Annotated in this window: 25 protein-coding genes and 1 tRNA gene; 11 read left to right on the forward strand and 15 right to left on the reverse strand. The window is 39.7% G+C overall.

Annotation, left to right across the window (positions count from 1 at the left end):
• Window positions 1-106 precede the first annotated feature (106 nt).
• From accC to cutA, 5 genes are all read right to left on the reverse strand, one after another.
• Window positions 107-1,447 (reverse strand): acetyl-CoA carboxylase biotin carboxylase subunit, encoded by a 1,341-nt coding sequence (accC, locus tag AN214_RS14050; protein ID WP_054980299.1) that lies wholly within the window; start codon window positions 1,445-1,447, stop codon window positions 107-109.
• A gap of 21 nt (window positions 1,448-1,468) precedes the next feature.
• On the reverse strand, window positions 1,469-1,957 hold the full coding sequence (gene accB, locus AN214_RS14055; RefSeq protein WP_054980300.1) for an acetyl-CoA carboxylase biotin carboxyl carrier protein: 489 nt from the start codon (window positions 1,955-1,957) through the stop codon (window positions 1,469-1,471).
• 40 nt (window positions 1,958-1,997) lie between these two features.
• Window positions 1,998-2,438 (reverse strand): type II 3-dehydroquinate dehydratase, encoded by a 441-nt coding sequence (gene aroQ / locus AN214_RS14060; RefSeq protein WP_054980301.1) that lies wholly within the window; start codon window positions 2,436-2,438, stop codon window positions 1,998-2,000.
• 191 nt (window positions 2,439-2,629) lie between these two features.
• Window positions 2,630-4,435: a protein-disulfide reductase DsbD gene (locus AN214_RS14065; RefSeq protein ID WP_054980302.1), complete on the reverse strand. Its 1,806-nt coding sequence runs from the start codon at window positions 4,433-4,435 to the stop codon at window positions 2,630-2,632.
• Window positions 4,435-4,752 carry a divalent-cation tolerance protein CutA gene (gene cutA / locus AN214_RS14070; protein ID WP_054980303.1) on the reverse strand — a complete coding sequence of 106 codons (318 nt, stop codon included), beginning with the start codon at window positions 4,750-4,752 and terminating at the stop codon, window positions 4,435-4,437. Before cutA ends, AN214_RS14065 begins: the two co-directional genes overlap by 1 nt.
• 180 nt (window positions 4,753-4,932) lie before the next feature.
• On the opposite strand from cutA, the gene AN214_RS14075 reads away from it, so the two are divergent.
• The 4 genes from AN214_RS14075 (at window position 4,933) to AN214_RS14090 (ending at window position 10,061) form a co-directional block, all read left to right on the forward strand.
• Window positions 4,933-5,436: an FxsA family protein gene (locus AN214_RS14075; protein ID WP_054980304.1), complete on the forward strand. Its 504-nt coding sequence runs from the start codon at window positions 4,933-4,935 to the stop codon at window positions 5,434-5,436.
• A gap of 122 nt (window positions 5,437-5,558) precedes the next feature.
• On the forward strand, window positions 5,559-5,846 hold the full coding sequence (locus tag AN214_RS14080; RefSeq protein ID WP_010562115.1) for a co-chaperone GroES: 288 nt from the start codon (window positions 5,559-5,561) through the stop codon (window positions 5,844-5,846).
• Between the two features lie 50 nt (window positions 5,847-5,896).
• Window positions 5,897-7,543, forward strand: coding sequence for a chaperonin GroEL (gene groL, locus AN214_RS14085; RefSeq protein ID WP_054980305.1), 1,647 nt, complete (start codon window positions 5,897-5,899; stop codon window positions 7,541-7,543).
• A gap of 142 nt (window positions 7,544-7,685) precedes the next feature.
• Window positions 7,686-10,061 (forward strand): PAS domain S-box protein, encoded by a 2,376-nt coding sequence (locus tag AN214_RS14090; protein WP_054980306.1) that lies wholly within the window; start codon window positions 7,686-7,688, stop codon window positions 10,059-10,061.
• Between the two features lie 9 nt (window positions 10,062-10,070).
• Here the strand turns inward: AN214_RS14090 and AN214_RS14095 are convergent, their stop codons facing one another.
• Entirely contained in the window at window positions 10,071-12,485 is a 2,415-nt protein-coding gene (locus AN214_RS14095; RefSeq protein ID WP_054980307.1) for an EAL domain-containing protein, read from the reverse strand.
• Between the two features lie 296 nt (window positions 12,486-12,781).
• Between AN214_RS14095 and AN214_RS14100 the strand changes: the two genes are divergently transcribed.
• Window positions 12,782-13,276: a DUF3016 domain-containing protein gene (locus tag AN214_RS14100; protein ID WP_054980308.1), complete on the forward strand. Its 495-nt coding sequence runs from the start codon at window positions 12,782-12,784 to the stop codon at window positions 13,274-13,276.
• Window positions 13,277-13,305: 29 nt separating this feature from the next.
• Here the strand turns inward: AN214_RS14100 and AN214_RS14105 are convergent, their stop codons facing one another.
• Both AN214_RS14105 and AN214_RS14110 read right to left on the reverse strand, forming a co-directional pair.
• The gene (locus AN214_RS14105; RefSeq protein WP_054980309.1) at window positions 13,306-13,614 is read right to left on the reverse strand and encodes a hypothetical protein; all 309 of its coding nucleotides are present in this window, start codon (window positions 13,612-13,614) and stop codon (window positions 13,306-13,308) included.
• A 42-nt stretch (window positions 13,615-13,656) separates the two neighbouring features.
• The gene (locus tag AN214_RS14110) at window positions 13,657-13,950 is read right to left on the reverse strand and encodes a hypothetical protein (protein ID WP_054980310.1); all 294 of its coding nucleotides are present in this window, start codon (window positions 13,948-13,950) and stop codon (window positions 13,657-13,659) included.
• A gap of 73 nt (window positions 13,951-14,023) precedes the next feature.
• Between AN214_RS14110 and AN214_RS14115 the strand changes: the two genes are divergently transcribed.
• On the forward strand, window positions 14,024-14,230 hold the full coding sequence (locus AN214_RS14115; protein WP_054980311.1) for a hypothetical protein: 207 nt from the start codon (window positions 14,024-14,026) through the stop codon (window positions 14,228-14,230).
• A 116-nt stretch (window positions 14,231-14,346) separates the two neighbouring features.
• Here AN214_RS14115 and epmB read toward each other — a convergent pair whose 3' ends face one another.
• Window positions 14,347-15,366, reverse strand: coding sequence for an EF-P beta-lysylation protein EpmB (gene epmB / locus AN214_RS14120; RefSeq protein WP_054980312.1), 1,020 nt, complete (start codon window positions 15,364-15,366; stop codon window positions 14,347-14,349).
• Between the two features lie 42 nt (window positions 15,367-15,408).
• On the opposite strand from epmB, the gene efp reads away from it, so the two are divergent.
• The gene (efp, locus tag AN214_RS14125; protein WP_010562106.1) at window positions 15,409-15,978 is read left to right on the forward strand and encodes an elongation factor P; all 570 of its coding nucleotides are present in this window, start codon (window positions 15,409-15,411) and stop codon (window positions 15,976-15,978) included.
• Between the two features lie 75 nt (window positions 15,979-16,053).
• Window positions 16,054-17,025: an elongation factor P--(R)-beta-lysine ligase gene (epmA, locus tag AN214_RS14130; protein ID WP_054980313.1), complete on the forward strand. Its 972-nt coding sequence runs from the start codon at window positions 16,054-16,056 to the stop codon at window positions 17,023-17,025.
• Window positions 17,026-17,093: 68 nt separating this feature from the next.
• On the opposite strand, the gene AN214_RS14135 is transcribed toward epmA, so the two are convergent.
• The 5 genes from AN214_RS14135 to AN214_RS14155 all read right to left on the reverse strand — a co-directional run bounded on the left by AN214_RS14135 (window position 17,094) and on the right by AN214_RS14155 (window position 20,913).
• Window positions 17,094-18,314, reverse strand: a complete 1,221-nt coding sequence (locus AN214_RS14135; protein WP_082428585.1) for a methyl-accepting chemotaxis protein — start codon at window positions 18,312-18,314, stop codon at window positions 17,094-17,096.
• A 28-nt stretch (window positions 18,315-18,342) separates the two neighbouring features.
• Window positions 18,343-18,852, reverse strand: coding sequence for a hypothetical protein (locus AN214_RS14140; protein WP_054980314.1), 510 nt, complete (start codon window positions 18,850-18,852; stop codon window positions 18,343-18,345).
• Between the two features lie 42 nt (window positions 18,853-18,894).
• Window positions 18,895-19,590 carry a glycerophosphodiester phosphodiesterase family protein gene (locus AN214_RS14145; RefSeq protein ID WP_054980315.1) on the reverse strand — a complete coding sequence of 232 codons (696 nt, stop codon included), beginning with the start codon at window positions 19,588-19,590 and terminating at the stop codon, window positions 18,895-18,897.
• Between the two features lie 262 nt (window positions 19,591-19,852).
• The gene (locus AN214_RS14150; RefSeq protein WP_054980316.1) at window positions 19,853-20,728 is read right to left on the reverse strand and encodes a DMT family transporter; all 876 of its coding nucleotides are present in this window, start codon (window positions 20,726-20,728) and stop codon (window positions 19,853-19,855) included.
• 109 nt (window positions 20,729-20,837) lie between these two features.
• A tRNA-Ala gene (locus AN214_RS14155) sits at window positions 20,838-20,913 on the reverse strand.
• A 141-nt stretch (window positions 20,914-21,054) separates the two neighbouring features.
• On the opposite strand from AN214_RS14155, the gene AN214_RS14160 reads away from it, so the two are divergent.
• The 3 genes from AN214_RS14160 to AN214_RS14170 are packed head-to-tail and all read left to right on the forward strand — an operon-like array spanning window position 21,055 to window position 22,722.
• On the forward strand, window positions 21,055-21,843 hold the full coding sequence (locus AN214_RS14160; RefSeq protein WP_054980317.1) for a class I SAM-dependent methyltransferase: 789 nt from the start codon (window positions 21,055-21,057) through the stop codon (window positions 21,841-21,843).
• Window positions 21,843-22,241 carry a hypothetical protein gene (locus tag AN214_RS14165; RefSeq protein WP_054980318.1) on the forward strand — a complete coding sequence of 133 codons (399 nt, stop codon included), beginning with the start codon at window positions 21,843-21,845 and terminating at the stop codon, window positions 22,239-22,241. Before AN214_RS14160 ends, AN214_RS14165 begins: the two co-directional genes overlap by 1 nt.
• Window positions 22,234-22,722: a prolyl-tRNA synthetase associated domain-containing protein gene (locus AN214_RS14170; protein WP_054980319.1), complete on the forward strand. Its 489-nt coding sequence runs from the start codon at window positions 22,234-22,236 to the stop codon at window positions 22,720-22,722. The genes AN214_RS14165 and AN214_RS14170 overlap by 8 nt, the downstream gene beginning before the upstream one ends.
• Here AN214_RS14170 and AN214_RS14175 read toward each other — a convergent pair.
• Window positions 22,708-23,850, reverse strand: coding sequence for an MFS transporter (locus AN214_RS14175; protein WP_054980320.1), 1,143 nt, complete (start codon window positions 23,848-23,850; stop codon window positions 22,708-22,710). The genes AN214_RS14170 and AN214_RS14175 overlap by 15 nt on opposite strands.
• Window positions 23,851-23,861 lie beyond the last annotated feature (11 nt).

Raw genomic sequence — 23,861 nt, forward strand, 5'->3', positions numbered from 1 at the left:
TAAAAAATGTATTTTATTAATCAATTGATTATTAAATGTTCGCAACTGTACAGGTCAAAATTAGAGAAATAAAAAAGCCAGCAACTGCTGGCTTTTTTCTAAGGATTTACAACCCTAATTTCTTCTCTAAATAGTGGATGTTTGTGCCACCATTATGGAAGTTTTCATCAGCAAGAATTTTCTTGTGAAGTGGGGTATTGGTTTTTATACCATCAATTACAAGCTCGTTCAGTGCATTTTTAGCACGTGAAATCGCTACGTCACGGTTTTCACCGTAAGTAATAAGCTTACCAATCATTGAATCGTAATGCGGTGGTACTGAGTAGTCAGCGTAAATGTGACTGTCCCAGCGAATACCTAAGCCGCCAGCAGGATGGAATCGTGTGATTTTACCTGGTGATGGAATAAAAGTTTCAGGGTCTTCCGCATTGATACGACATTCAATCGCATGGCCGCGAATAACAATATCATCCTGAGTAATTGACAATGGTTGGCCAGCTGCAATTTTTAGCTGTTCTTTAATCAGATCGATGCCAGTAACCATTTCAGTTACTGGGTGTTCTACCTGAATACGTGTATTCATTTCAATAAAGTAGAACTCACCATTTTCGTATAAGAACTCAAACGTACCTGCGCCGCGATAGCCAATTTCAACACATGCACGTGTACAGCGCTCACCAATGTTTTTACGCATCTCCGCTGTAATACCCGGTGCTGGTGCTTCTTCTACAACTTTTTGGTGGCGACGTTGCATTGAACAATCACGCTCACCTAAGTGAACCGCATTGCCTTGACCGTCAGCAAGTACTTGAATTTCAATATGACGTGGGTTTTCAAGGAATTTCTCCATGTAAACAACGCCATTATTGAAGAATTGCTTCGCTTCTGTTTGCGTTAATGCAATTGAATCGATTAGTTCTTTTTCTTCACGAACGACACGCATACCACGACCACCGCCGCCGCCAGCAGCTTTGATGATTACAGGGTAACCAATGCGTTTTGCGATTTGCTTGTTGCGCTCGCCGTCGTCTGTAAGTGGACCATCAGAACCTGGAACACAAGGAACGCCGGCTTTACGCATAGCGTCGATTGCTGAAACCTTGTCACCCATCATGCGAATAGTGTCGCCTTTCGGGCCAATGAAAATAAAACCACTTTGCTCTACTTGATCAGCAAAGTCTGCATTTTCTGATAGGAAACCGTAACCTGGGTGAATTGCTACTGCATCAGTTACTTCTGCTGCCGCAATGATGCGAGTTGTATCTAAATAGCTTTCAGATGCAGCTGGTTTACCAATACAAATAGTTTCATCTGCAAGTAAAACGTGTTTTAGGTCTTTATCTGCAGTTGAGTGCACAGCAACAGTTTTTATACCGAGCTCTTTACATGCACGCAGCACACGCAGGGCGATTTCGCCGCGGTTTGCAATTACAACTTTATCTAACATAAGGGTTGCCTTCTGCGTGTATTATTCGATTACAAATAGAGGTTGGTCGAACTCAACAGCATCTTCGTTATCTACTAAGATCGCTTTAACAACACCCGCTTTATCAGATTCAATTTGGTTCATCATCTTCATTGCTTCAACGATACATAGTGTATCGCCAACACTTACTGTGTCACCAACTTCAACGTATGATGCCGCTTCAGGTGAAGATGCACGGTAGAATGTACCTACCATTGGAGATTTAACTTGGTGACCTGAAACAGCTGCAGGCGCTGCTGATTCTTCAGCTGAAACAGGCGCTGCTGCCGGAGCTGCTGCCGGAGCTGCTACTGGCGCAGCAGGAGCCGCAGCGTAATGAACTGGAGCCGCAGCGTAATGAACTGGAGCAGCCATTGGTGCAGAGCTATGACAATTAATACGTACCGACTCTTCACCTTCCGTGATTTCTAATTCAGCAATACCTGATTCTTCAACAAGTTCAATAAGCTTTTTGATTTTGCGAATATCCATTCTAACGACCCGCCTTATAATATTTTATTTAAATGTGTGTTTAGCGATCGGCCAAGATAGCGTCTAATGCCACTTTGTAACCGTTCGCACCAAATCCGCAAAGAACGCCTTTTGCAACATCACTAAAGTAGGAGTGATGGCGAAACGCTTCTCTTTGATAAATATTTGTGAGATGTACCTCAATAAAAGGAATCGCTACACTGAGTAATGCGTCGCGCAGTGCTACGCTGGTATGCGTATATGCGGCAGGGTTAATAATGATAAAATCAACCTGTTCAAATGCTGAATGAATCTTAGAGATCAATTCGGCTTCGCTATTACTTTGAAAGTGCGTCAGTGTCACGTTGTTTGAATCTGCGTACTGAGTTAAGTGTTGCATTATTTCAGCTAATGTTTGCGCACCGTATATTTCAGGTTCGCGTTTGCCCAACATGTTTAAATTTGGGCCATTTAATACTAAAACTCGTAAACGTGCAGTCATCTTTCGTGAACTTCCTATTAAATCATTGAGGTTTGCTATTTTTCATAAAATCCACGTTTAACTTAAGGTTAGTTGTGGTAAATAGCAAGTTTTTCTCACGATGGCGTATTATTATAGAGAGTTCGCAGAATATAGCAGCAAAATACTGGTCTAATCAGCAGGAGGATGGTTTGCTGATTAGACCGAGGTAATTAAAATTTATTAGAAAGGGCGCTTAAGTGGACTGAAAATTCATCAGCACTTTGAAATCCAGTAACACGATGGTCAGCTAACTCTTCACCTTGACGGTCAAAGAATAAAATTGTTGGCAAGCCGAATACATCAAAGCGTTCCATAAAAGCGATAGTGGTATCATTTGATTCTGTTAAATCAGCTTGAATTAATACATAGTCTTTAAACGCTGCTTGCACGTCAGCATCTGGGAAGGTGTACTTTTCGAACTCTTTACAGGCAACACACCAGTCAGCGTATAAATCAAACATCACAAGCTTTCCTTGTGCTGCTGCTTTACTCACTTCAGCATCTAGCTCTTCTAAATTAGTAACGTGAATAAACTGGCCGTGTACATCAGCAGATGTATTTGCTGTTATTTTCGCAGAGTGAGATGGCCAAATTTGTTGGCTAATTGACGTAAGTGCACTAAACACCATTACAAACGAAACTAACCAGAGCGCAGTTTTGCCTTTGTTATTTGTAGTAAGGGTATGCCAATAATAAAGGTAAACACCGGTTACTAATAATAAGCCTGAACCAATCATTACAATAATATGCCAAGGTACGATGCGCTCTAATAAAATCAGCGGTACCATTAACATAATGAAGCCGAATAAGGTTTTCACTTGCTCCATCCAAGCGCCTGCTTTTGGTAATAACTTACCGCCAGAGGTGCCTAATAATAGTAATGGAATCCCCATACCAAGGCTAAGCACATAAAGTGTAATACCACCGACAAAGTAGTCGCCACTTTGTGCAACATATAATAATGCAGCAGACAATGGCGCTGTAGTGCATGGCGAGGCGACTAAACCAGACAATACACCCATCATAAATACGCCTAGGTAGTTGCCCGATTTTTGGTTATTCGATAATTGCGTTAAGCGCGTCATCCAACTTTCTGGCAATTTGAATTCGTATAAGCCAAACATCGAAAGTGCTAACAACACAAATAAAATACTAAAGCTAATTAGTACTGCAGGGTGCTGAATATATCCTTGTACTTGCCCGCCAAGTGATGCCACCACTAAACCAAGTAACGCATAGGTAATCGCCATACCTTGCACATAGACAAAAGATAAAGTGAACGCGCGTTTAGTTGATAACCCTTGTTGGCCTGCAATTAAACTCGACAGAATCGGGAACATTGGGAATACACAGGGTGTAAAGGCCAGTGTTAAACCCAGTACAAAAAAGATGGCTAAATTAGTAACTAAGCTTTGCTGATTTAATTTGTCGGTAAGTGATAACTCACCGTTAGGTTTATCTGAGGTCGTTACTGGTGCTTCTGAAATACTGCCGTTTGTAGTTTTGTCAGCTGATGAACTTTGAAATGCCGTTAGTGGAATTTCCACAATCACAGGTTGATAACATAACCCCGCTTCTGCACAGCCTTGGTAGCGTACTTTCACGTATGCACCCTCAACCACATTATCGAGTTTAGAAACCGTAGTAAGCTCGTTGAAATACACTTGCGTTTTACCAAAGTACTCATCCTCGTGGTCAGTACCTTTAGATAATTTCGGTAAGGTTAAATCAGCGCCTTTAGCGACAAATTCGAGTTTTTCTTTATAAAGGTAATAACCATCAGCAATATCCCAGCCTATAAATAAGGTTGAGCCTTGCTGATCAAAGTCAATTTTGAATGCTTCATCGACTTTTAAAAACTGAGGTTGATTGGTTTTTATAAGATCATTAAAGGTGGTATTGGCGTTTGCCGGTTGACCTAAAAAGGCAAAAAGGGTGTTTAGTAACAACACACAGCCAAAAGTTATAAAGCGCATTACGCGAGTACCTCATCTATCCAGCTAAAATATTCGTCATTGCCATCGGTGATATTAATCACTTGAATTTCTGGCACATCATACGGGTGGATCTGTTTTAATGTGTCGATTAATACGTGAGTTTTAGCCGCTTGGGTTTTTATAAACAGCTTAATTTCCGTATCTTGCGCCATTTTACCTTGCCACATATAAAAGGATTCAATTTGTGGTAAGACATTCACACAGGCAGCAAGTTTCTTTTCTAATAGTGTTTTTGCAATGGCATGTGCGTCATTCTTTTTTGCGCACGTTGTTAGCACTAATTGATAATTAGCCATACTGAACCTTCAGAAAATGTGTAAGTCTCACATTTTATACATTAAATATCGTTAATGATCATTAAAACAGGGTGATTAGATAACAGCGAAAAGATTGATTCTGTAAGCTGAATTTTCTCTAAGCTTGAATTAAGACCTGAAAACCCCAATATTCATTTCATCTATTTTTAAGGAAGCGCTATGTTTAAAGCCTTATTTTTTCTTTTTATTGTTATCCCGATTGTTGAAATAGCCCTACTTATTCAGGTCAGCGAAGTGATTGGCGGCTGGAGTACCATTGCGCTTGTTATTGTAACTGCTTTTGTCGGTGCTAAATTAGTAAAACAACAGGGAACAGATGCACTGAAAAATGTGCAAGTTCAAATGGCACAAGGGCAAATGCCAGCAGAAGAGTTATTTGCAGGATTATGTGTCATTATTGCCGGTGTGTTGCTATTAACCCCAGGTATTATGACTGACGTCATTGGCTTTTTGTTACTAACCCCAGTTGTGCGTAAGCGTCTTGCCGCTAATTTAATGTCGCAAGCTAAGGTGAAAATGACCAATCCACAGCAAGGTGGCGGCTTTTATTACTCATCATACACACATACTCAAACACCAAAGCGCGACCAATTTACTGAGACTCATATTCAATCAAATAAGCCGTCTAATACATTAGAGGGTGAGTTTGAACGAAAAGACTAAAAAATTTGCAATTAACCCCTTGGGATCTATTTTTTAATCCCCATAAATTGCATAACTAACTTTTTTGGGCCACAACGGCCTTATTTCTGAGATAGAAAATTAAATCAGGAGAAAAACCCATAATGAACATTCGTCCATTACATGATCGCGTTATCGTAAAGCGTCTTGAAGAAGAAACTAAATCAGCAGGCGGTATCGTACTTACAGGTTCGGCTGCCGAAAAATCTTCACGTGGTGAAGTTGTTGCAGCGGGCAATGGCCGCGTGTTAGAGAACGGCGAAGTACGTGCACTAGAAGTTAAGGCTGGTGACACAGTGCTTTTCGGCTCTTACGTAGAAAAAACTGAGAAAATCGACGGTCAAGAATACTTGATCATGCGTGAAGACAATATCCTAGGTATTGTTGGTTAATTTTTCGTTTCTAAATTATCGGTTTTAACAGAATTTTAAGGAATTAAATCATGGCAGCAAAAGACGTACGTTTTGCAGGTGATGCTCGCGCTAAAATGCTTGCGGGTGTAAATGTATTAGCAGATGCAGTTAAAGTTACGCTTGGTCCAAAAGGCCGTAACGTTGTTTTAGATAAGTCATTCGGCTCTCCAGTAATCACTAAAGATGGTGTATCAGTTGCAAAAGAAATCGAGCTTGAAGACAAGTTCGAAAACATGGGTGCACAAATGGTTAAAGAAGTTGCATCTAAAGCAAATGATGCAGCAGGTGACGGTACAACAACAGCAACAGTACTTGCACAATCAATCGTAAATGAAGGTCTTAAGTCAGTGGCTGCGGGTATGAACCCAATGGATCTTAAGCGCGGTATTGATAAAGCAGTAGTTGCAGCGGTAGAAGAGCTTAAAGCGCTATCTGTTCCGTGTGCAGACACAAAAGCAATCGCACAAGTAGGTACGATCTCTGCTAACTCAGACACTGAAATTGGTGACATCATTGCAAATGCAATGGAGCGCGTTGGTCGTGAGTCAGGTGTTATTACTGTTGAAGACGGTCAAGCACTTGAAAACGAACTAGACGTAGTTGAAGGTATGCAGTTCGACCGTGGTTATCTATCACCATATTTCATCAACAATGCTGAGAAAGGTGTAGTTGAACTAGATAGTCCATTTATTCTACTTGTAGATAAAAAAGTATCGAACATTCGTGAGCTTCTTCCAACACTTGAAGCTGTTGCAAAAGCAAGCAAACCACTACTTATTATTGCTGAAGACCTAGAAGGTGAAGCGCTAGCAACTCTAGTTGTTAACAACATGCGCGGTATCGTGAAAGTTGCAGCGGTTAAAGCGCCTGGTTTTGGCGATCGCCGTAAAGCAATGTTACAAGACATCGCAATTCTAACTGGCGGTACAGTAATCTCTGAAGAAGTGGGTCTTGATCTAGAAAAAGCACAGCTTGAAGATTTAGGTTCAGCGAAGCGTGTAGTTATCACTAAAGATGATACAACTATTATCGATGGTGTTGGCGAGCAAGGTGCAATCGACGCACGTGTTAACCAAATCAAAGCACAAATCGAAGAAGCAACGTCTGACTACGACAAAGAAAAACTTCAAGAGCGTCAAGCTAAACTAGCTGGCGGTGTTGCAGTAATCAAAGTAGGTGCTGCTACTGAAGTTGAAATGAAAGAGAAGAAAGACCGCGTAGAAGATGCATTACATGCAACTCGCGCTGCGGTTGAAGAAGGTGTTGTACCAGGTGGTGGTGTTGCACTAGTTCGTGTTGCTAGCAAAATCGAAAGCCTAACAGGTGACAACGAAGATCAAAACCATGGTATTAAAGTTGCACTTCGTGCAATGGAAGCACCACTTCGTCAAATCGTTTCTAACGCAGGTGATGAAGCATCAGTAGTTGTTAATGCAGTAAAAGCAGGTGAAGGTAACTATGGTTACAACGCTGCAACTGGCGAATACAGCGATATGCTAGAAATGGGTATTCTTGACCCAACAAAAGTAACGCGTTCAGCATTACAATTTGCCGCGTCAATTGCAGGTCTTATGATCACTACTGAAGCAATGGTTGCAGAAATTCCACAAGATGCGCCAGCTGCACCAGATATGGGTGGTATGGGCGGTATGGGTGGCATGGGTGGAATGATGTAGTCATCCCTCAAGTTACCAACTTGTCAAAAAGCCAGCGTAATGCGCTGGCTTTTTTATTGTGCTAAAAAATTGATTTAATTTATAAAGTTACCAATACTTATTAGTCGAACTTCCTAGTAAACGGAACTTTAGGATAAGCACAATGACCAAGTCTGCTAAAATCAATCTTATTCTGTTGCTTTCAATACTGTGTAATATTCTTGTACTGAGCACTACTTTTTATGATGCTCATAAATTAAAGCAAGAGCAGGCACGCTTATCGCAAATAGTTACAGACAATACCGAGCTACTCATCAAACTACATGAATTAGAGCGCACGGTTGGCTATTCTGGCTATATCCATCATTTTAAAAATTATGTTATTCGCAGAGATCATCAATACTTTCACGATGCAAAAGAAAGCTATGTAAAAGCACAGCGATTGATGCAAGAAATACGTGAAATGTCATCTGAATCGGATGTTGTACAAAACTTAGCTTTGCTTGAAGCCACATTAAACGAATATAACTTTAATCTCGAAACGCATTTTTCGTTACCCCAGCAACTTACCGTTGATGAATTAGATAGCCTTGTGAAAGTGGATGATACATTAGCCGCGAATGCAGTTAATAATATTGTTGAAAAGGTATTACCAAAAATACGTCAGTCAAATAACACTTTTTTAAATCGTATTGAAACTCAGCTTTTTTATAGCTATTTAACCTCTGCCATGATTTGTTTAGTGATTATTATATTTACTGGATTGGTGATTTGGCATATCAATAAGCTAAACCAATCGGTTGGCAAATTTGGCAAACTGTTTGATGCATCACCAGACGGTATTATTCACGCTGATAATCGTGGCAAGGTGCTTGCGGCCAATAATGCTGCACAATCGCTATTTGGATACTCGCAAAGTGAGTTTTCCGATAAATTCATTGAAGATCTTATGGCGCGTGAGTTAAAAGAGAAGCACCAAGGATATCGTAAAGAGTTTACGAAAGAGACTCAGTCAAAGAATATGCTGGACCGACGTAATGTTTACGGTATTGATAAAGATAATCAACGAATTCCTTTGCAAATAGCTATTGGCAGCTTCTTCGAAAACGATGAGTATCAAAGCGTCAGTATTTTGAGAGATATGCGAGAGATTGCCGGGTTAAATCAAGAGCTAAAGTTCTTGAGCTCTATTATCAATGGTTTGTCGTCACATGTTGTGATTATTAATGAGCAAGGTGAAGTGATTACAGCCAATTATGAATTGCAAAATGATACTAATAAACAAAGTTTTGAGCTCGCCAATACCCAAGTATGGCAACGTGATCCAACTACCAAAAAACAACTACAAAGCGCCATTGAAAAAGTGAAAAGTACTGGCATAGAACAGCGTTTTGATAGTCAAATTTGGATCAATCAGCAGTTTTTCACTGTTGATGTTGTGGTTGCTAATCTTGATACGCAGGCAGAGTCCGCTTCTAATATTATTTGCTCTGCACATGATATTAGCGAGCGTAAGTATTTTGAACAGCAGTTGCTTGAGAATGAAGAGCGCTTCAAGCTGGTTGTAAACCATGTATCTGAGGGGATTATTTTACTTAATAAGCAAGGGCGTATTGAATGGTTGAATGCTAAAGCCATTGCGATGTTGTCGCCGTTTACACAGGGGTTAAGCCCATGTAATTTTATTGATGTATTTACGGAGAAAGATCAGCGAGAAATAGCCAATATAATTAATGATCTAACCACACAAAGCCCAACAAGCGAACCATTTCAGGCGCTACTTGCGTTAGATAGTGAATCGTTACCCGTTGAAGTATGTATTACGCGTTATGCAGATAATATGGAAATCAACTATTTAGCGACAATATCAGATGTGTCTGAGTTACTGGCTGCGAATGACAGGTTAAGCAAAATGCTTGCAGAAAAAAGTATTCTGCTCAATGAAATTCATCACCGCGTAAAAAACAACTTACAAGTGATAACCAGTTTATTGAAGCTACAACAGCAACACGTGCCAGAAAGTGTTGCAAACGAGTTATTGGCCTGTCAGCAGCGCATACGTTCAGTTGCGCTGGTACACCAATTACTTTATGAGCAAGAGAATAGCTCTAAAATTAACTTTGTAGAGTACACCGCCAAGTTAGCACAATTAATTCTTTTAGATGGTATTAACCACGCCCCTTACAAGGTAGAACTTCAGCTACCTAATCAGGCTATTTATTTACCGATTAGTATTATGGTGCCGATTGGCTTTGTTATAAATGAAGTACTAACGAATATTCAAAAGCATGCTTTTCCTGAAGGCGCAGAAAAAGGGTTGATCACCATTTTTGCCGAAGAAGTGGGAGAGGGGCTGGATTTATCAATCAAAGATAACGGAGTGGGCTTTGATTTAGAGCAATTCAATAGCGCCAGCTCGCTTGGTCACACGCTTATAGGATTATTTACCAAACAGGCAAATGGTACAATAAAGGTTGAAAGTGAGCTTGGGAAATACTCTCACTTTGAGTTCCATTTTGACTTATCGTATGCGAAGTAAATTACTGGATTATTGTTCATCTACTGCAAAGTGTTGTTCAGATGCACTATGCGATTGACCACCTAGCAGTGACAAAAACAGTGATAATGGCATTGGCTTAGCATGATAAAACCCTTGCTGATGAATCGCAGGGTCTTGTGCGAAGTACTCGCTTTGTTTTGCCGATTCAATGCCTTCTACAACAACTTTATAGCCTAAAGACTTACTTAAATTCACCATGTGTTCGCATACTTTTCGTGCTTTGCTATCATCAGGGATCCCTTCAATAAACACTCTATCAATTTTTAATATATCAAGATCAAACTGTTGTAGTAGTTCTAGTGATGAGTAGCCGCGACCAAAGTCATCTAGTGCGATGGAAAAACCAATTTCTCGTAACCGTTCAATATTTTTAATTGCAGGTGTATCAGTTAACGCCGTTTCGGTGATTTCTAATGTTATGTTGTTAGGCGAAACGTGCTTACTGCTAATAATCTCTTCAAATTTTGCAGGTAGAGACGGGTGTGAAAGCTGTTTAGCAGATAGATTTAAGCCTAGCTTTATATCAGTAAAGCCGGCGTTACTTAAATGCTCAATCGCATCGCATACTTTTTTAAGCATGAGCTCACCAAGTGGAAAAATAAGCCAGCTTGATTCTGCGATTGGAATAAAGTCATTGGGCGAAATAAACCCTGTTGCTTTGTCACGCCAGCGGCAAAGCCCTTCAGCACTTGATATTTCGCCTTTATGATCAAATATGGGCTGTAACCAAAGTTCTAACAGCTCATTTTCAATAGCAAGCTTTAAACCTTGCTCTAAAAATAATTGGTACTGAGCTGAGCTTCCCATATCTTCTTGGTAAAAACGAAAATCATTTTTACCGCCATTTTTCGCCGCATACATGGCTATATCTGCTCGCTTCATAAGATCAGATGTATCCCTAATAGTATCATCCCACTGTGCAATACCAATTGAGCATGTGAGAGAAATAGAGACATCTTTGCATTTGAATGGTTCTGAAATTGCTTTATTTATTGAATTAGCAATTTTACTAACGTCGCTGTCTGTAAGCTGGCCATCTAGCATTAACACAAACTCATCACCTCCATGACGTATCATAATGTCAGAAGAGCGGAATATATGTTTAAGCCGCCATGCAAATTCGGCCAAGATAACGTCACCGTATGAATGTCCGTAGGTGTCGTTGATGAGTTTAAAAGAATCAAGGTCAATAAACATAAGCGTAAATTTACCTGAATCAAAGAACTCTTGCGGGTTAGCAAATGCGCGATTCATATAAGTGCGATTATACATGCCGGTAAGTTCATCGCGGTAGGCTTGGTATTGTAGTTTGCGTTCAGCCATTTTTAATTCTGAAATATCGGTAACTATCATTACCAATTCATCACTTTGGTCTTGATGTGATATTAATTTGCCATTAACCAGTGCGTAAAATAATTCGCCAGATTCAGTTTTAAAGGTTTCTTCTCGCCGTGAACAGAGGTCTTCCCAAGGCTGTTGGTTAATATCTTCCGCGCGCTCTCGCTTTACTATGGTGTGATAGTTTTTATTAATCAATTGAGATAGCGTGTACCCAATTAATTTGCAAAAAGCAGGGTTTGCTTTGGTAATTTCACAGTCTTTATTGAGCACTAAAATGCCATCTGCAATATGGCTGAATACAGACTTTGATACTTTTAACTCACGAATATAGGTTTCAGTTTCGGTAACGTCTTTCATTGCTCCGATCGGCGTATCGCCACCTTGCAGCTTGATATCGCTGGTATAGACTTCGAACCAATATTGTTCATCGCTAAGAGGCGACTTAATTCGGATTTTTTGATTGGACTTTTGCCCTTTTTTTAACAGCGATTCAACTTTCCATTTGTCTTGCTTATGTACCATGCTAATAAATTCATTAAATGGTAGCGGGCTTAAATGACCGAAGTATTTTTGTAGCATTTCGGTACCAGTAAATACCAAATGTTCTGCTTCAGGGTTGTACTCCCATACGTTAAGGTTGGCAGCTTCAATTGCGAGTTTAAGGCGTGCTTCCGATGAGGTTATTTCATCTTCATAACGAAAGCGGTTAAGTGCAGTTTCAATAACTGCTCTTACTTCTCTAAGGTTGTAGGGTTTTACAATATAACCAATAGGGTTAGCTGAATTTGCAGACTCGATAATGTCATCATTGGCATATGCAGTAACATAGATAATAGGAATATTTTTTATGGCATTGATTTTTTTGGCTGCATTAATACCGCTGCCGCCCGACTCAAGATTGATATCCATTAAAACAAGGTTTGGGTTTTTCTCTGTGAACAGGGCAAGTGCCTCATCTTCACTATTGGCAATACCCACAACCTCGTAACCTAGTGACTCAAGCTCGATCTTAAGGCTTAATGCAACAATTTGTTCGTCTTCAACAATTAATAACGAACTCATAACTCTATCCTTTTAATTAACTTACACCTGTCGCTACTATGTCTAATTAAGCGAATTCATTATCGACATCTTGTTAAGTTTAGTTGGTTTAAATTGATTCTCAAATTTATGCCACTAAAACTGATTTAAAACATACCTTTGTCGATTAAACGTAGTGCTAATCGAGGGTTAATTTTTTTACAATAATTATGAAAATATTATGTGTTAAGCGTATATTAAGTGTTTGGATAGATAATAAATATAAATTGACATAGCGAGTGACCCTTTACACTTGCCAGTTCTCTAGGAGCATACTAATGAAATTAGCTAAGGTACTATTATTAAGTGTTGTAACAATTTCACCGTTCTCAGTATTTGCAGGTGAGGCAAGTGTAACGTATGGGAAGTTCAACGATTTCACCGACGTGCGTGCAGCAAACGAAACACGTGGTGGCTATCACAAACGAATCGAAAAGCAGTTTACCAAGCATTTTCAAGAGTTAGCTGAGAAGTTACCTGAAGGCTACAAGTTGGGTGTGACAATCAACGATATTGATCTCGCTGGCGATGTACGTTTTGGCAGTGGCAGAGAAATGCGTATTGTTAAACCAATTCATTTCCCAAAGCTTAAATTTAGTTATGCGTTAACTGATGCCAATGGCAAGCTGGTGGATAAGGGGGATGCTGAATTAAAAGACATGAGCTTTATGGATAAAATTCGTCGTGGTCGAGACGAAGAATTTATGCACGAAAAGCGTCTTATTACAGATTGGTTTGAAGACCAATTATTATCAAAAATCGACGCCAACTAATCGTTAGTCGTTTAAGAAAAATAGCGGTACTATAATAGTGCCGCTATTTCCTTGTAGAGTTTACTTGCTTGGGTTTCACTTAAATTGCCAGCAGCTTTAGACTGACCAATCGTGCTGCTTACTCGAATAACATCAGTTTGAATTTGTTTTATTTCCTGCTCAGCCACTAATTGAGATTGCTGTTGCTTTTCTCTTGCAAGCTTTGAAATATTGACAATATCCTGATTGAACTCATTTAAATCAGTACTGATGTTAGTGTTATTACTGTCAGGTGTAACCTTTCTTGTCGTAGAAACGGCAATTTCACTTCCTGCAGTAACGGGAGATACAGCAGACATGATAACCTCAACAAAAACATTGCTGGTTAAATTATAGGCTACTTACTTAAAGCTTGCTAATAACTGATGCAAGTGTTGCATTTTTATCACTACATTTTTTAGTAATGCTTGATCAACGCTTTCTTGATTTGACAGCGTTTCAACTTCACTGGCAACTTCAAGTACATATGGTTTAAATCGTTTTGCCTCGATAGCAAAACCACTATCTTTATTAAATAGCGTAGAAAATTTACCTTTGCCTTGTTGCTGTAAGGAATCTAATTTGCTATCTGCATCAATAGCTTGGCGATATAATACTTTAAGATTGTTGTTTAGCTCAGAAATAATCGAATTCATGATAAAAAATTACTAAAGTCTCACTATACTTAGCCGATATAGTAACACAGTTTAATTTACAGGTGAGGTTATGATGAATATATCAGGTGCAAGTTTGCCTACGATGAATAGCAGTGAAAGTGCTGAAGTACTTAGCGTGTCACTCGCAAAGCGTCAGCAACAGGCAGATGGTAAAGCAGCTATTGCTTTAATTGAAGCTGCAACGCAAACAATGCAGTCGCTGCCAAGCCCAAGTAAACCAACTGCAAGCTTAGGTAATAATATTGATGTTTACGTTTAGCCCTAGTGCAAACGTAAGAGGTTTATTATTAAGCTAAAAGTTATTTTCTAAGCTCCCGAAGTAAAGCCCCAGCATTTTTGGGGGTTTACTTTTATCCTCTCGCGTTAACATTCTATCTAAAAATCATAAAGCCCTAAATCTAGGGGGGTTTTACTTTTCTCTCCACCCACCTCTCTTACTAGTTTTGGTACTAAAAAGCCAGGTAATTCAGTTAATAATTCACGATGTAATGCGATTGCGTCGGCATCGGTAATTGCAAAGTGGTGGGCGCCTTGTACTTTGTCTAATACGTGCAAATAATACGGTAATACATCCGCTTCAAATAAACGTTCAGAAAGCAAAATTTGTGCTGCGACTGTGTCATTAATGCTTTTTAATAATACCGCTTGATTTAATAGGGTATAACCCGCGCGTTTTACGGCGATAAGCTGCTTTTTTAATGCGTTGTCAATTTCATTCGCATGGTTAATATGCGTTACTAAAATCAATTTGAGTCGAGTGTGTGCGGGCATTGCTAAGAATGCTTCTGTAATACGTGCAGGGATCACCACCGGCAATCGTGAGTGAATGCGCATACGTGTTACATGGTTAATTGCTTCTAGCTTTTCAATAAACCACATTATTGCTTCATCATTAGCCATCAGCGGGTCGCCACCACTTAAAATCACTTCATTTATTTCGGGATGCTTTTCTATGTAATCAAGAGCACTCAGTAAGCTTTGTTTATTTTGGTGATTATCTTGATAAGGGAAGTGTCTGCGAAAGCAATAACGGCAGTTTACAGCGCAACCACCACGAAAAATAAGTAACACTCTCGATTTATATTTGTGCAGCAGGCCCGGAGTTTGGTTGTTTTGCTCTTCTAATGGATCGCTTGTGTAACCTGGGTGTGTTTCAAACTCATCCGCAAGTGGTAAAATTTGTTTAAGTAATGGATCGTTTAGATTGCCTTTTTCCATTCGTGATACAAATGGAAGTGGTACTCTCATAGCAAATAGCTTTCTCGCGGCAATGTCGTCTGATAAATTTTTTGAGTCAATTTCCAGTAACTTAAGCAGTGTTTTTGGGTCGGAAATGGCATTTGCTAATTCTTTTTGCCAGTTAGTATGCAAATTTGCTTCAATTCTTTGTATCATTAGCCGATCAATTATGTAAAAAATTTTGCGATAGAGGAAACGATGGCGAATTATAGCACCAATGAGTTCAAGGGCGGCCTAAAATTTATGTTAGATGGCGAGCCGTGTTCAATTCTTGAAAACGAAGTTGTAAAACCGGGTAAAGGCCAAGCATTTAACCGTGTAAAGGTACGTAAACTTATCTCTGGTAAAGTGTTAGAAAAAACATTTAAATCAGGTGAAAGTGTAGAAGCAGCAGACGTTATGGATATCGAGCTAGATTATCTATACACAGATGGTGAGTTCTGGCATTTCATGAATAACGAAACGTTTGAACAGGTTGCTGCTGACGAAAAAGCAGTTGGCGATAGCGTTAAATGGTTAGTTGAAAATAACACTTGTACCATTACTCTTTGGAACGGTAACCCAATCTCAATTACGCCACCAAACTTTGTTGAGCTAGAGATCACAGACACAGATCCTGGTCTGAAAGGTGATACTGCTGGTACAGGTGGTAAGCCTGCTACTTTAACAACAGGTGCGGTTGTACGTGTTCCTCTGTTTGTTCAAATCGGTGAAGTAATCAAAGTTGATACACGCTCGGGCGAATACGTTGGTCGTGCGCAAAAATAAATTCTGATTTTATTTCGAAGAAAATCCCAGCGCTAGCTGGGATTTTTGTTTACGCCATAATTAAGAGTAACCATCATGACAGTTCAATGGCAGCCAAGTGCATCAATCGAAAACTTAAACGCGCGGGCAAATATCATTAAAGCAATTCGTGAATTTTTCTACCAAAGAAATGTAATGGAGGTAGAAACGCCAAGTTTATCGCAGGCAAGCGTCACCGATATTCACTTAGTAAGTTTTAGTACTCAGTTTGTCGGCCCTGGGTTTGCTAAAGGCCTATCACTTTATCTGCAAACATCGCCGGAATTTGCCATGAAGCGATTGCTTGCTGCTGGCTCTGGCGCGATTTTTCAGTTGGCAAAAGCGTTTCGTAACGAAGAAGCCGGTCGTCATCATAATCCAGAATTTACAATGCTAGAGTGGTATCGACCTAACTTTAACGCAGCGCAGTTAATGGATGAAATTGATGACTTAATGATGAGTTTATTAGAGTGTGAAGCAGCAGAGCGTATCACTTATCAAGACGCTTTTTTAACGCTTTTAAACTGTGATCCGCTCACCGTATCTATCGAAGAGCTTTCAGCGCTTGCCGTAGAACAAGGGTTTGAACATATTGCTGAACAAGAAAATGATAAAGATACCTTGCTACAATTGTTGTTTTGTATGTGTATTGAACCCAAAATAGGTCAGCAAAAACCTTGTTTTGTTTATCATTTCCCTGCATCACAAGCGGCACTCGCTAAACTAAATAGCGAAGATTCTCGCGTGGCAGAGCGTTTTGAGTTGTACTTTAAAGGAATTGAGTTGGCAAATGGCTTCGATGAACTTACCGAGGGTTCTGAGCAGCGACAGCGCTTTGTTGACGATAATCAAAAGCGAGTATCACAAGGTTTACCCGAAGTTGCTATTGATGAGCGTTTTTTAGCTGCACTTGATTATGGTTTGCCACAGTGCTCAGGCGTTGCGTTAGGTGTGGACAGGCTAATTATGTTGGCACTTGGCGCCGAGCGTATATCAGAGGTATTAGCTTTTGATGTTGAGAGGGCTTAACCCTCTCTTATCAGTGCTAGTTTTTAAAGTATCAAAACTCTCGCTGGTTTGGTAATCCATCGCTTAGGCTAAATAAACTGTTCGAGATCTTTTTTGGTATCGGATGTTTGACACTGCAGCTCTCTACTATTTTCATTGGCATTCGTAATATTATCTTTCGCCATATGGCCGAGTTCGACAATTTGTTGCACCGAGGAATGTGTTTGTTGTTGTGTATGTTCCAGCTGATGCACCGCCGCAACAATTTCTTGTAACTGTGATTGGTTGCTTTCTAATTCTTTAGTCATTTGGCTAAACACATCATTAGTATTGGCTATTGAACTTTCAGCACTGCTCGACTGCTCAATTAACTGCTCAGTTTCGCGGTTTGTTTCACCAACAAGCGTATTCATTTGGTTAATAAAATCATTAATTTGGCGAGTTGCATCGTTAACTTTTACTGATAATGAACGCACTTCATCTGCTACCACAGCAAAGCCACGACCGGCTTCACCTGCGCGTGCAGCCTCAATTGCGGCATTCAGCGCCAATAGGTTAGTTTGGTCTGAAAACTCTTCAACCATAGTGAGGATTTTTCGAATGTTGTCTGAGTTTTCTTTTAAGCCACCCACGGTTGTGGCGAAGCTACCTAGTAATTCGGTCATGCGCTGAATTTTAGTTACTAGATTACCAATTTCATTAGCGGAGGTATGAACTTTACTCAGGTTTTCAACATTCGCATCAAAAGTCATTTGGGTATTTTGTGAGATTTGATTTAGGCTTTGGCTAACTTCTTCACTGGCGGTAAAAATTGTATTACTAAGTGCTAGCTGCTCTTCACCAATGTGGTTGGTTTCAGTCATCGACTTAGTCACGTTTTGATTGGTCATTTCAGCCAGTTCAGCTTTTTCATACACCTGTTTTAATAGCGCTTCTAAACGCGAAACAAAGGTATTGTACTGTTCGCTGAGTTCACGAAACTCGTCAAAGGTAAATTGTGGTAAATGGGTTGCTAAATCAGCACCTTTTTCATTGATATCTGTCAGTGTTTTCTTTAATGCATTGATCGGGCGCACAATTAAAAAGTGCATGTAAAAGCAGGTAAAAAAGAAACTGCCAACACTGATTAACGCGATAAACCAATAGCTCATATCAATATGGCCATTATCAGTCAACTCTTGGTACAGCCAAATTAATGTAATAACTTGAAAGGCAAACAGAAAGCTCAAATTGCCAAAAATTTTGCGTGTTAATGTAAAGAAAAAGGTTTTTTCAATTTTTTCGTATAATTGCATATATAAAGAACTCATTTTGCATGCCTTAAATGACCTTTACCCTTTAAAAAAGCTCAACATCATCATCGTGCTGTTGTTGTTCTAATTGACGATGTAATTCAAGCGCTTGCTGTTTGGTTTTACCATCCATAATTGCGTGAAATATTTGATGTTCAGATTCCATTGAATAACTATTTTTTAATTGGGTGCGCAATCCTTGCCACTTATCTTCATCGGCTAAGTTATCATTATCTTGAATCAAATGACTCAATTGGTCCATGGTTTGCTGAATATGTGACAATTGTTGTGTCAGCCTATCGTAAAACTGAAACGCCATAACCCCATTGTTTACACTGTGCTGTATTTGTTGGTGTAATTCATCTAATTTCGACGAAGTGCTTTTTTCATTTTCAAGTTTGCTGCAAATGTCGGCAAGATTTTGAAAAACTCGGCTTAACTCTAATATATCTTGGTCGCTTTGACTAAGGCTTAGCGTCAATTGCGTATTGCATAAAAGGAGTAGGCGGGAGGCTTCACTGCGAAAACAAAATAAATCTTGCTGTTGTTGGTCCATTAAATGCCCCTAGGTAACTAAATGATGCGCTTTTAGTTAGGATTATTTTTGCAATAGAAAGCTCTGTGCTTTAGAGGGGTAATTAGTAAAAATGCCATCTACACCAAGCGCAAGCATATCGTTAATATCTTCCTGTTTATCTACAGTATAGGCAAAAACCTTTAAGTTTCTTGTTTTTGCATCGGCAACGTACTCGCAGTTAATAAAATTTTTATCCACATGCACGCTGTAGGCATTTAACCGTTCAGCAAATTCACAATACCCCAGCGGAATAGAACCGGTTAATGCACCTATTTTTACCCAAGGCAATTGTTGTTTAAGCCATTTTAGCTGGTGATGATCAAAAGAGGATATTAGAAGGTTTTCACGTGTTAGCAGCCCTGCTTGAACTTGTTGCTCGATTAGTTTGACTAGCTTATCGAGTGCGAAGGTGTGTTTGAGTTCTAGGTTTAATAACGTTTGATTATTAACCCATTGAAATACTTCTTCAATGCTTGGTACGGTTTGTCCATTACCTGCATCATATTGTTGCACTTCGGCAAGTGTGAGTTTGTTAACTTTTCCTCGCCCACTGGTTGTTCTATCAAGCCAAGTATCGTGAATAACGGCAAAACCATCGAGCGTACTTTGTAAGTCAATTTCAATGCCATCAACACCCAATTCCAACGCCGCTAATATCGCTGAGCGAGTGTTTTCAGGATACAAACCACTGGCGCCTCGGTGGGCAAAAACTTTCATGTACTAACCCTTCTTGCTCTTAGTCAAAAGTTTATCTCGCACTCAACTTACCACAGCTTAACGGTTAAATTGCACAATTACTTTGAAATCAATCAAGGTTTTCTACATCTGTTGAAAGCTAAATCGCAATTCACCTCATTAGCTAATCATTCTAGCTAGGTTGTTTGCTAATAGCGTTCCCGTTTACCTGTACTAAGCAATAGCTAAAATTCAGCCTTGCGGGGTGTTTATTTATGCTCACAGGCTTGGCTGAGTTAGTATTTTATAATTTTGCCGCTTTAGCTTGTTTGTTAACTAGATAAGTTTCAAAAAATGCGCCACTAATCACCAACGAGCCACCAATTAATGTCGTCAGTGTTATTTTTTCGTGTAACAGTAAAAAGGCGAAAAAACTGGCATACAAAGGCTGCAAGCATGAAATTAAGCCTGCAGTTTTAGCACTTAAATGAGCAAGGCTTGCGGCAAATAAAGCATGTGGGGTTGCGGTAAACACTACACCAACAAGTAAAAGTAAATAGAGGTCGTGTTGCGAAACTAGGTTAAGGGGGACTTCAACAAATGCGCATAACATTATGCTTGCAACAAGGGTTTGATAAAGCATCGTTTGCGGCCCCGAATAACCCATAAAAAAGCGCTTGTGCAGAATATTGCGCAGAGCAAATAAAAATCCCGAGAACATGCCTGTTACTATGCCAAGGGTAACTTGATTACCAAGGTTAGCTTCCGGTACAAGCAAATAAATCCCAAGTAACACCATCATGGCAATAAACACATCTTGCATATGAGGTAGGCGCTTTGAAAACAGCGGCTCCATAAACACGGTCATCACAGGGTAGGTAAAAAATGCGATTATACCTATAGTGATACCAGCCATTTGCATGCCAGCAAAATACGTCACCCAATGCAAACCAACAACCATACCAAGGAGCAAGGCAACACCGTAATCTTTTGTCTGTTTTAACAAAATAGCTTGGCGTGTAAAAAGTAAAAAGGCACACAAAGCAATTGCAGCTACAGCGGTGCGATAAACGGTGATATCTAGCGCGTTAAGACCAATTAATTTGGCAAACAGTGCAGTGCCACCAAATAGTAAAACGGCAGAGTGTAAAAAGGTTAAGCTTTGCTTTTCAGGGGACATAATAAGCAGAAAAAAGAATAATTTGCCGTATTATATCAAGATAAATTTAGCGAGAGATTTTTATTTGAAATACTTGGTATTGAATTTAAAAATAAGAGAGGTTGGAAAGTGGTGGAGCTAAGCAGGATCGAACTGCTGACCTCCTGCGTGCAAGGCAGGCGCTCTCCCAGCTGAGCTATAGCCCCACATTCCAAAAAAGGACATTCAAACCATGTTGCGTTTGAACGGGCAGAACTTTAATTTTTTTTCTGTCACTGGTCAAGTATTTTTTGTAGCATAAAAGATAATTTTCGCTTGTTTGCACATTAATTGTGCGAGAGAGACCAATGGATATTAAAAACTATAACAATCATGCATGGAATAAACAGGTTGAAGCACATAATGAGTGGACTCAACCTGTCACGACTGAACAAGTAGACGCGGCACGAAAAGGTGAGTGGTCAATTGTTTTAACGCCACATAAACGCGTGCCTCATAACTGGTTTGGCGATCTTAAAGGCAAAAAAGTGCTTTGTCTTGCTTCTGGTGGTGGTCAGCAAGGGCCTATTTTAGCGGCTGCGGGTGCTGATGTAACCGTATTTGACTTATCTGAAAATCAACTTGCGCAAGATGCGCAGGTTGCCAAGCGCGATGGCCTAACGTTAACAACCGTTAAAGGTGATATGACAGACTTGAGCTGTTTTGAAAATGAAAGCTTTGATTTAATTTTCCACCCTTGTTCTAATAATTTTGTGCCTGATATCTCTGGCCTTTGGGCTGAGGCTGCGCGAGTATTAAAAGTAAACGGACGTTTACTAAGCGGCTTTATTAACCCTGCAGCGTATATCTTTGATTGGTTCGAAGCTGAAAAAGGCATTACTAAAGTCAGACATAAGTTACCTTTTAGTGATATAGATAATTTAACCCAAGAAGAGCTAGCGCTGCTAAAAGAGCAAGATGAGCCATTGGTGTTTAGTCATTCATTTGAAGAGCAAATTAAAGGTCAGCTAGATAATGGTTTATTGTTGATCGATATGTTCGAAGATGATTGGCATTCAATGGCGTTTTCTGAATATTTCCCGCCAACCATGGCATGTTTAACGATTAAGTTACCACAAGCAGTATGGAATCTTTAATGAAGCAAATAATTTTAACGGTGTTGGGCGCGACTTTGTTAAGTGGCTGTGCAAAATCAGCACCAGAGCCTGAAGATTTTGAGATAGTTAACGAGCAGCTAAGAACCATAACAGGCAATGACGGCGCTAAGTTATTTTCATATTTAGTTACGGTAAAAGCCGGTTCTCAAAAGTTAATAAATAAAAAGCGCCGCTTAACAAAATCAGAAATGCGCACTTTGTTAAAACAAGAGAATTTTATTGATTCATCATCACTTAAACTCGATCTTGAAGACAAAGCAGCACTACAACTTGATGCTGAATTAAAAAAGAAAAACTACTGCCAAGATAGTTATCAAATTGAAGAAGTTAAATGGCGCGATTACAGCGTGAGATTAAGCGGGCGCTGCGATGAGTGATATTGCGTTTCTTGAAAAGGTGTTTAGCGAGCTGGCAATTGACTGTGAAAAAATATCACATCCGCCACTTCATACCGCAGTAGAAGCAGATCGTCTGTTGTTGGAACGCCCCGGAACGCGCTTAAAAAATTTATTCTTACGCGATAATTACGGCAAGCGACACTTTTTGCTCATTACGTCACCGAATAAACAGGTCGATTTAAAAGCCTTATCAAAATCACAAGAATTGTCACGTTTGGGCTTTGCTTCAAATGAACGTTTAGCAAAATACTTAGGTGTAAAACCTGGGTGTGTTTCCATGTTGGCGCTTTTAAATGATGCTGAAAATGCGGTGCAACTATGGGTGGACGATGCGATATGGCAATCTGATTTATTTCATTGCCATCCTTTTGATAATACACAAACTTGGTTAATGCAAAAAAGCGACTTACTTAAAGTGTTTGAATACTCCAATCACAGTGTAGAGCTAGTGAGTTTGTAAGCGTTTAAATTTAGCTACCAGTAAGCCCGAGACCACACACATCAGTAGCAAGGTCATTAAAAACGCACTTTTGCCAGCGTGCTGATAAATAAGCCCTGGCAAAAATGACCCCAGCGTACCGCCACAATAATAAAAAGATACATACAGTCCATTAGTTAGCGAGCTAGGCGCATAGCTGATTTGGTTAAGTAAAGCGGAGGCGCTGGCATGAATAATAAACATCGCGCCACAAAACACCGTAAAACCGATAAAAAAGAGCGTAAACGTGGTGGAAAATAAGCTTGTAATACTGAGCGCATAAACCACAAAGCTAATCACCAATAAATTAACTTTACCTTGTGTAAGGTTTTGCAAACGGGTGCTTAATAATGAGAAGCAAGCACCTAACAGGTAGCCTGAATACACCAAACCAATATCTTTTGAGCTAGTGAACTTATAATCATTTTGCAAAATAAAAGGTAAATAATTTAATAGCGCAGTAAAGCAGAAAAACATGCCAAATACGGCGCAGTAAAGGTACAAAGTGCTGCCTTTAGTTACCTTGTGTAGGTTCTCTTTTAGTGATGCTGGTACGTTTCTTTGACCGACATAATCACGCACTTTTTTATTGGCAAGACTAAGTGATAACAGTACTAATACAATTGCGAGCAAATAAAAATAAACCTGCCAATGGGTGTATTCGCTTATTGAAGCGCTGAAAACGCGTCCTAAAAAACCACCTGCAATTGTGCTTAAAATATAAGTTGTGACTGCTTTACTCAAAAAGCTGTAGCGATAATGTTCGCCAATATACGATGTCATTGCGGTGAGTGCCGCTGGCAGCAGTAAACCTTGTAAAAATCGAATAATAAGTAAGTGCTGAAACGTTTGCGATAAAGGTAATAACGCACAACTAATACCTAGTAAAAACAGCGCTGTTTTTAATAATGTGAGTGAGTTTATACGAAGTAGCAGATAACCATAAACCAATGGCGCAACCGCTAATGGCAGCATGGTCACGGTCATTAGTAAGCCCGCCTGCGCAGACGTTAAATGGTATGACTGTGCCAGTAAAGGCAAAATTGGCTGTGGTCCATATAATACAAAAAACGTAAAGACCGAGCACAAAAGTAAATGTATAAACTTCATGGTGAGAGAGA

The organism is Pseudoalteromonas sp. P1-9, from assembly GCF_001399975.1.
GTDB lineage: Bacteria > Pseudomonadota > Gammaproteobacteria > Enterobacterales > Alteromonadaceae > Pseudoalteromonas.

Coding starts and splice junctions, on each gene's coding strand:
- accC (WP_054980299.1), bottom strand. CDS start 1,447: ATGTTAGATAAAGTTGTAATTGCAAACCGCGGCGAAATCGCCCTGCGT.
- accB (WP_054980300.1), bottom strand. CDS start 1,957: ATGGATATTCGCAAAATCAAAAAGCTTATTGAACTTGTTGAAGAATCA.
- aroQ (WP_054980301.1), bottom strand. CDS start 2,438: ATGACTGCACGTTTACGAGTTTTAGTATTAAATGGCCCAAATTTAAAC.
- AN214_RS14065 (WP_054980302.1), bottom strand. CDS start 4,435: ATGCGCTTTATAACTTTTGGCTGTGTGTTGTTACTAAACACCCTTTTT.
- cutA (WP_054980303.1), bottom strand. CDS start 4,752: ATGGCTAATTATCAATTAGTGCTAACAACGTGCGCAAAAAAGAATGAC.
- AN214_RS14075 (WP_054980304.1), top strand. CDS start 4,933: ATGTTTAAAGCCTTATTTTTTCTTTTTATTGTTATCCCGATTGTTGAA.
- AN214_RS14080 (WP_010562115.1), top strand. CDS start 5,559: ATGAACATTCGTCCATTACATGATCGCGTTATCGTAAAGCGTCTTGAA.
- groL (WP_054980305.1), top strand. CDS start 5,897: ATGGCAGCAAAAGACGTACGTTTTGCAGGTGATGCTCGCGCTAAAATG.
- AN214_RS14090 (WP_054980306.1), top strand. CDS start 7,686: ATGACCAAGTCTGCTAAAATCAATCTTATTCTGTTGCTTTCAATACTG.
- AN214_RS14095 (WP_054980307.1), bottom strand. CDS start 12,485: ATGAGTTCGTTATTAATTGTTGAAGACGAACAAATTGTTGCATTAAGC.
- AN214_RS14100 (WP_054980308.1), top strand. CDS start 12,782: ATGAAATTAGCTAAGGTACTATTATTAAGTGTTGTAACAATTTCACCG.
- AN214_RS14105 (WP_054980309.1), bottom strand. CDS start 13,614: ATGTCTGCTGTATCTCCCGTTACTGCAGGAAGTGAAATTGCCGTTTCT.
- AN214_RS14110 (WP_054980310.1), bottom strand. CDS start 13,950: ATGAATTCGATTATTTCTGAGCTAAACAACAATCTTAAAGTATTATAT.
- AN214_RS14115 (WP_054980311.1), top strand. CDS start 14,024: ATGAATATATCAGGTGCAAGTTTGCCTACGATGAATAGCAGTGAAAGT.
- epmB (WP_054980312.1), bottom strand. CDS start 15,366: ATGATACAAAGAATTGAAGCAAATTTGCATACTAACTGGCAAAAAGAA.
- efp (WP_010562106.1), top strand. CDS start 15,409: ATGGCGAATTATAGCACCAATGAGTTCAAGGGCGGCCTAAAATTTATG.
- epmA (WP_054980313.1), top strand. CDS start 16,054: ATGACAGTTCAATGGCAGCCAAGTGCATCAATCGAAAACTTAAACGCG.
- AN214_RS14135 (WP_082428585.1), bottom strand. CDS start 18,314: ATGAGTTCTTTATATATGCAATTATACGAAAAAATTGAAAAAACCTTT.
- AN214_RS14140 (WP_054980314.1), bottom strand. CDS start 18,852: ATGGACCAACAACAGCAAGATTTATTTTGTTTTCGCAGTGAAGCCTCC.
- AN214_RS14145 (WP_054980315.1), bottom strand. CDS start 19,590: ATGAAAGTTTTTGCCCACCGAGGCGCCAGTGGTTTGTATCCTGAAAAC.
- AN214_RS14150 (WP_054980316.1), bottom strand. CDS start 20,728: ATGTCCCCTGAAAAGCAAAGCTTAACCTTTTTACACTCTGCCGTTTTA.
- AN214_RS14160 (WP_054980317.1), top strand. CDS start 21,055: ATGGATATTAAAAACTATAACAATCATGCATGGAATAAACAGGTTGAA.
- AN214_RS14165 (WP_054980318.1), top strand. CDS start 21,843: ATGAAGCAAATAATTTTAACGGTGTTGGGCGCGACTTTGTTAAGTGGC.
- AN214_RS14170 (WP_054980319.1), top strand. CDS start 22,234: ATGAGTGATATTGCGTTTCTTGAAAAGGTGTTTAGCGAGCTGGCAATT.
- AN214_RS14175 (WP_054980320.1), bottom strand. CDS start 23,850: ATGAAGTTTATACATTTACTTTTGTGCTCGGTCTTTACGTTTTTTGTA.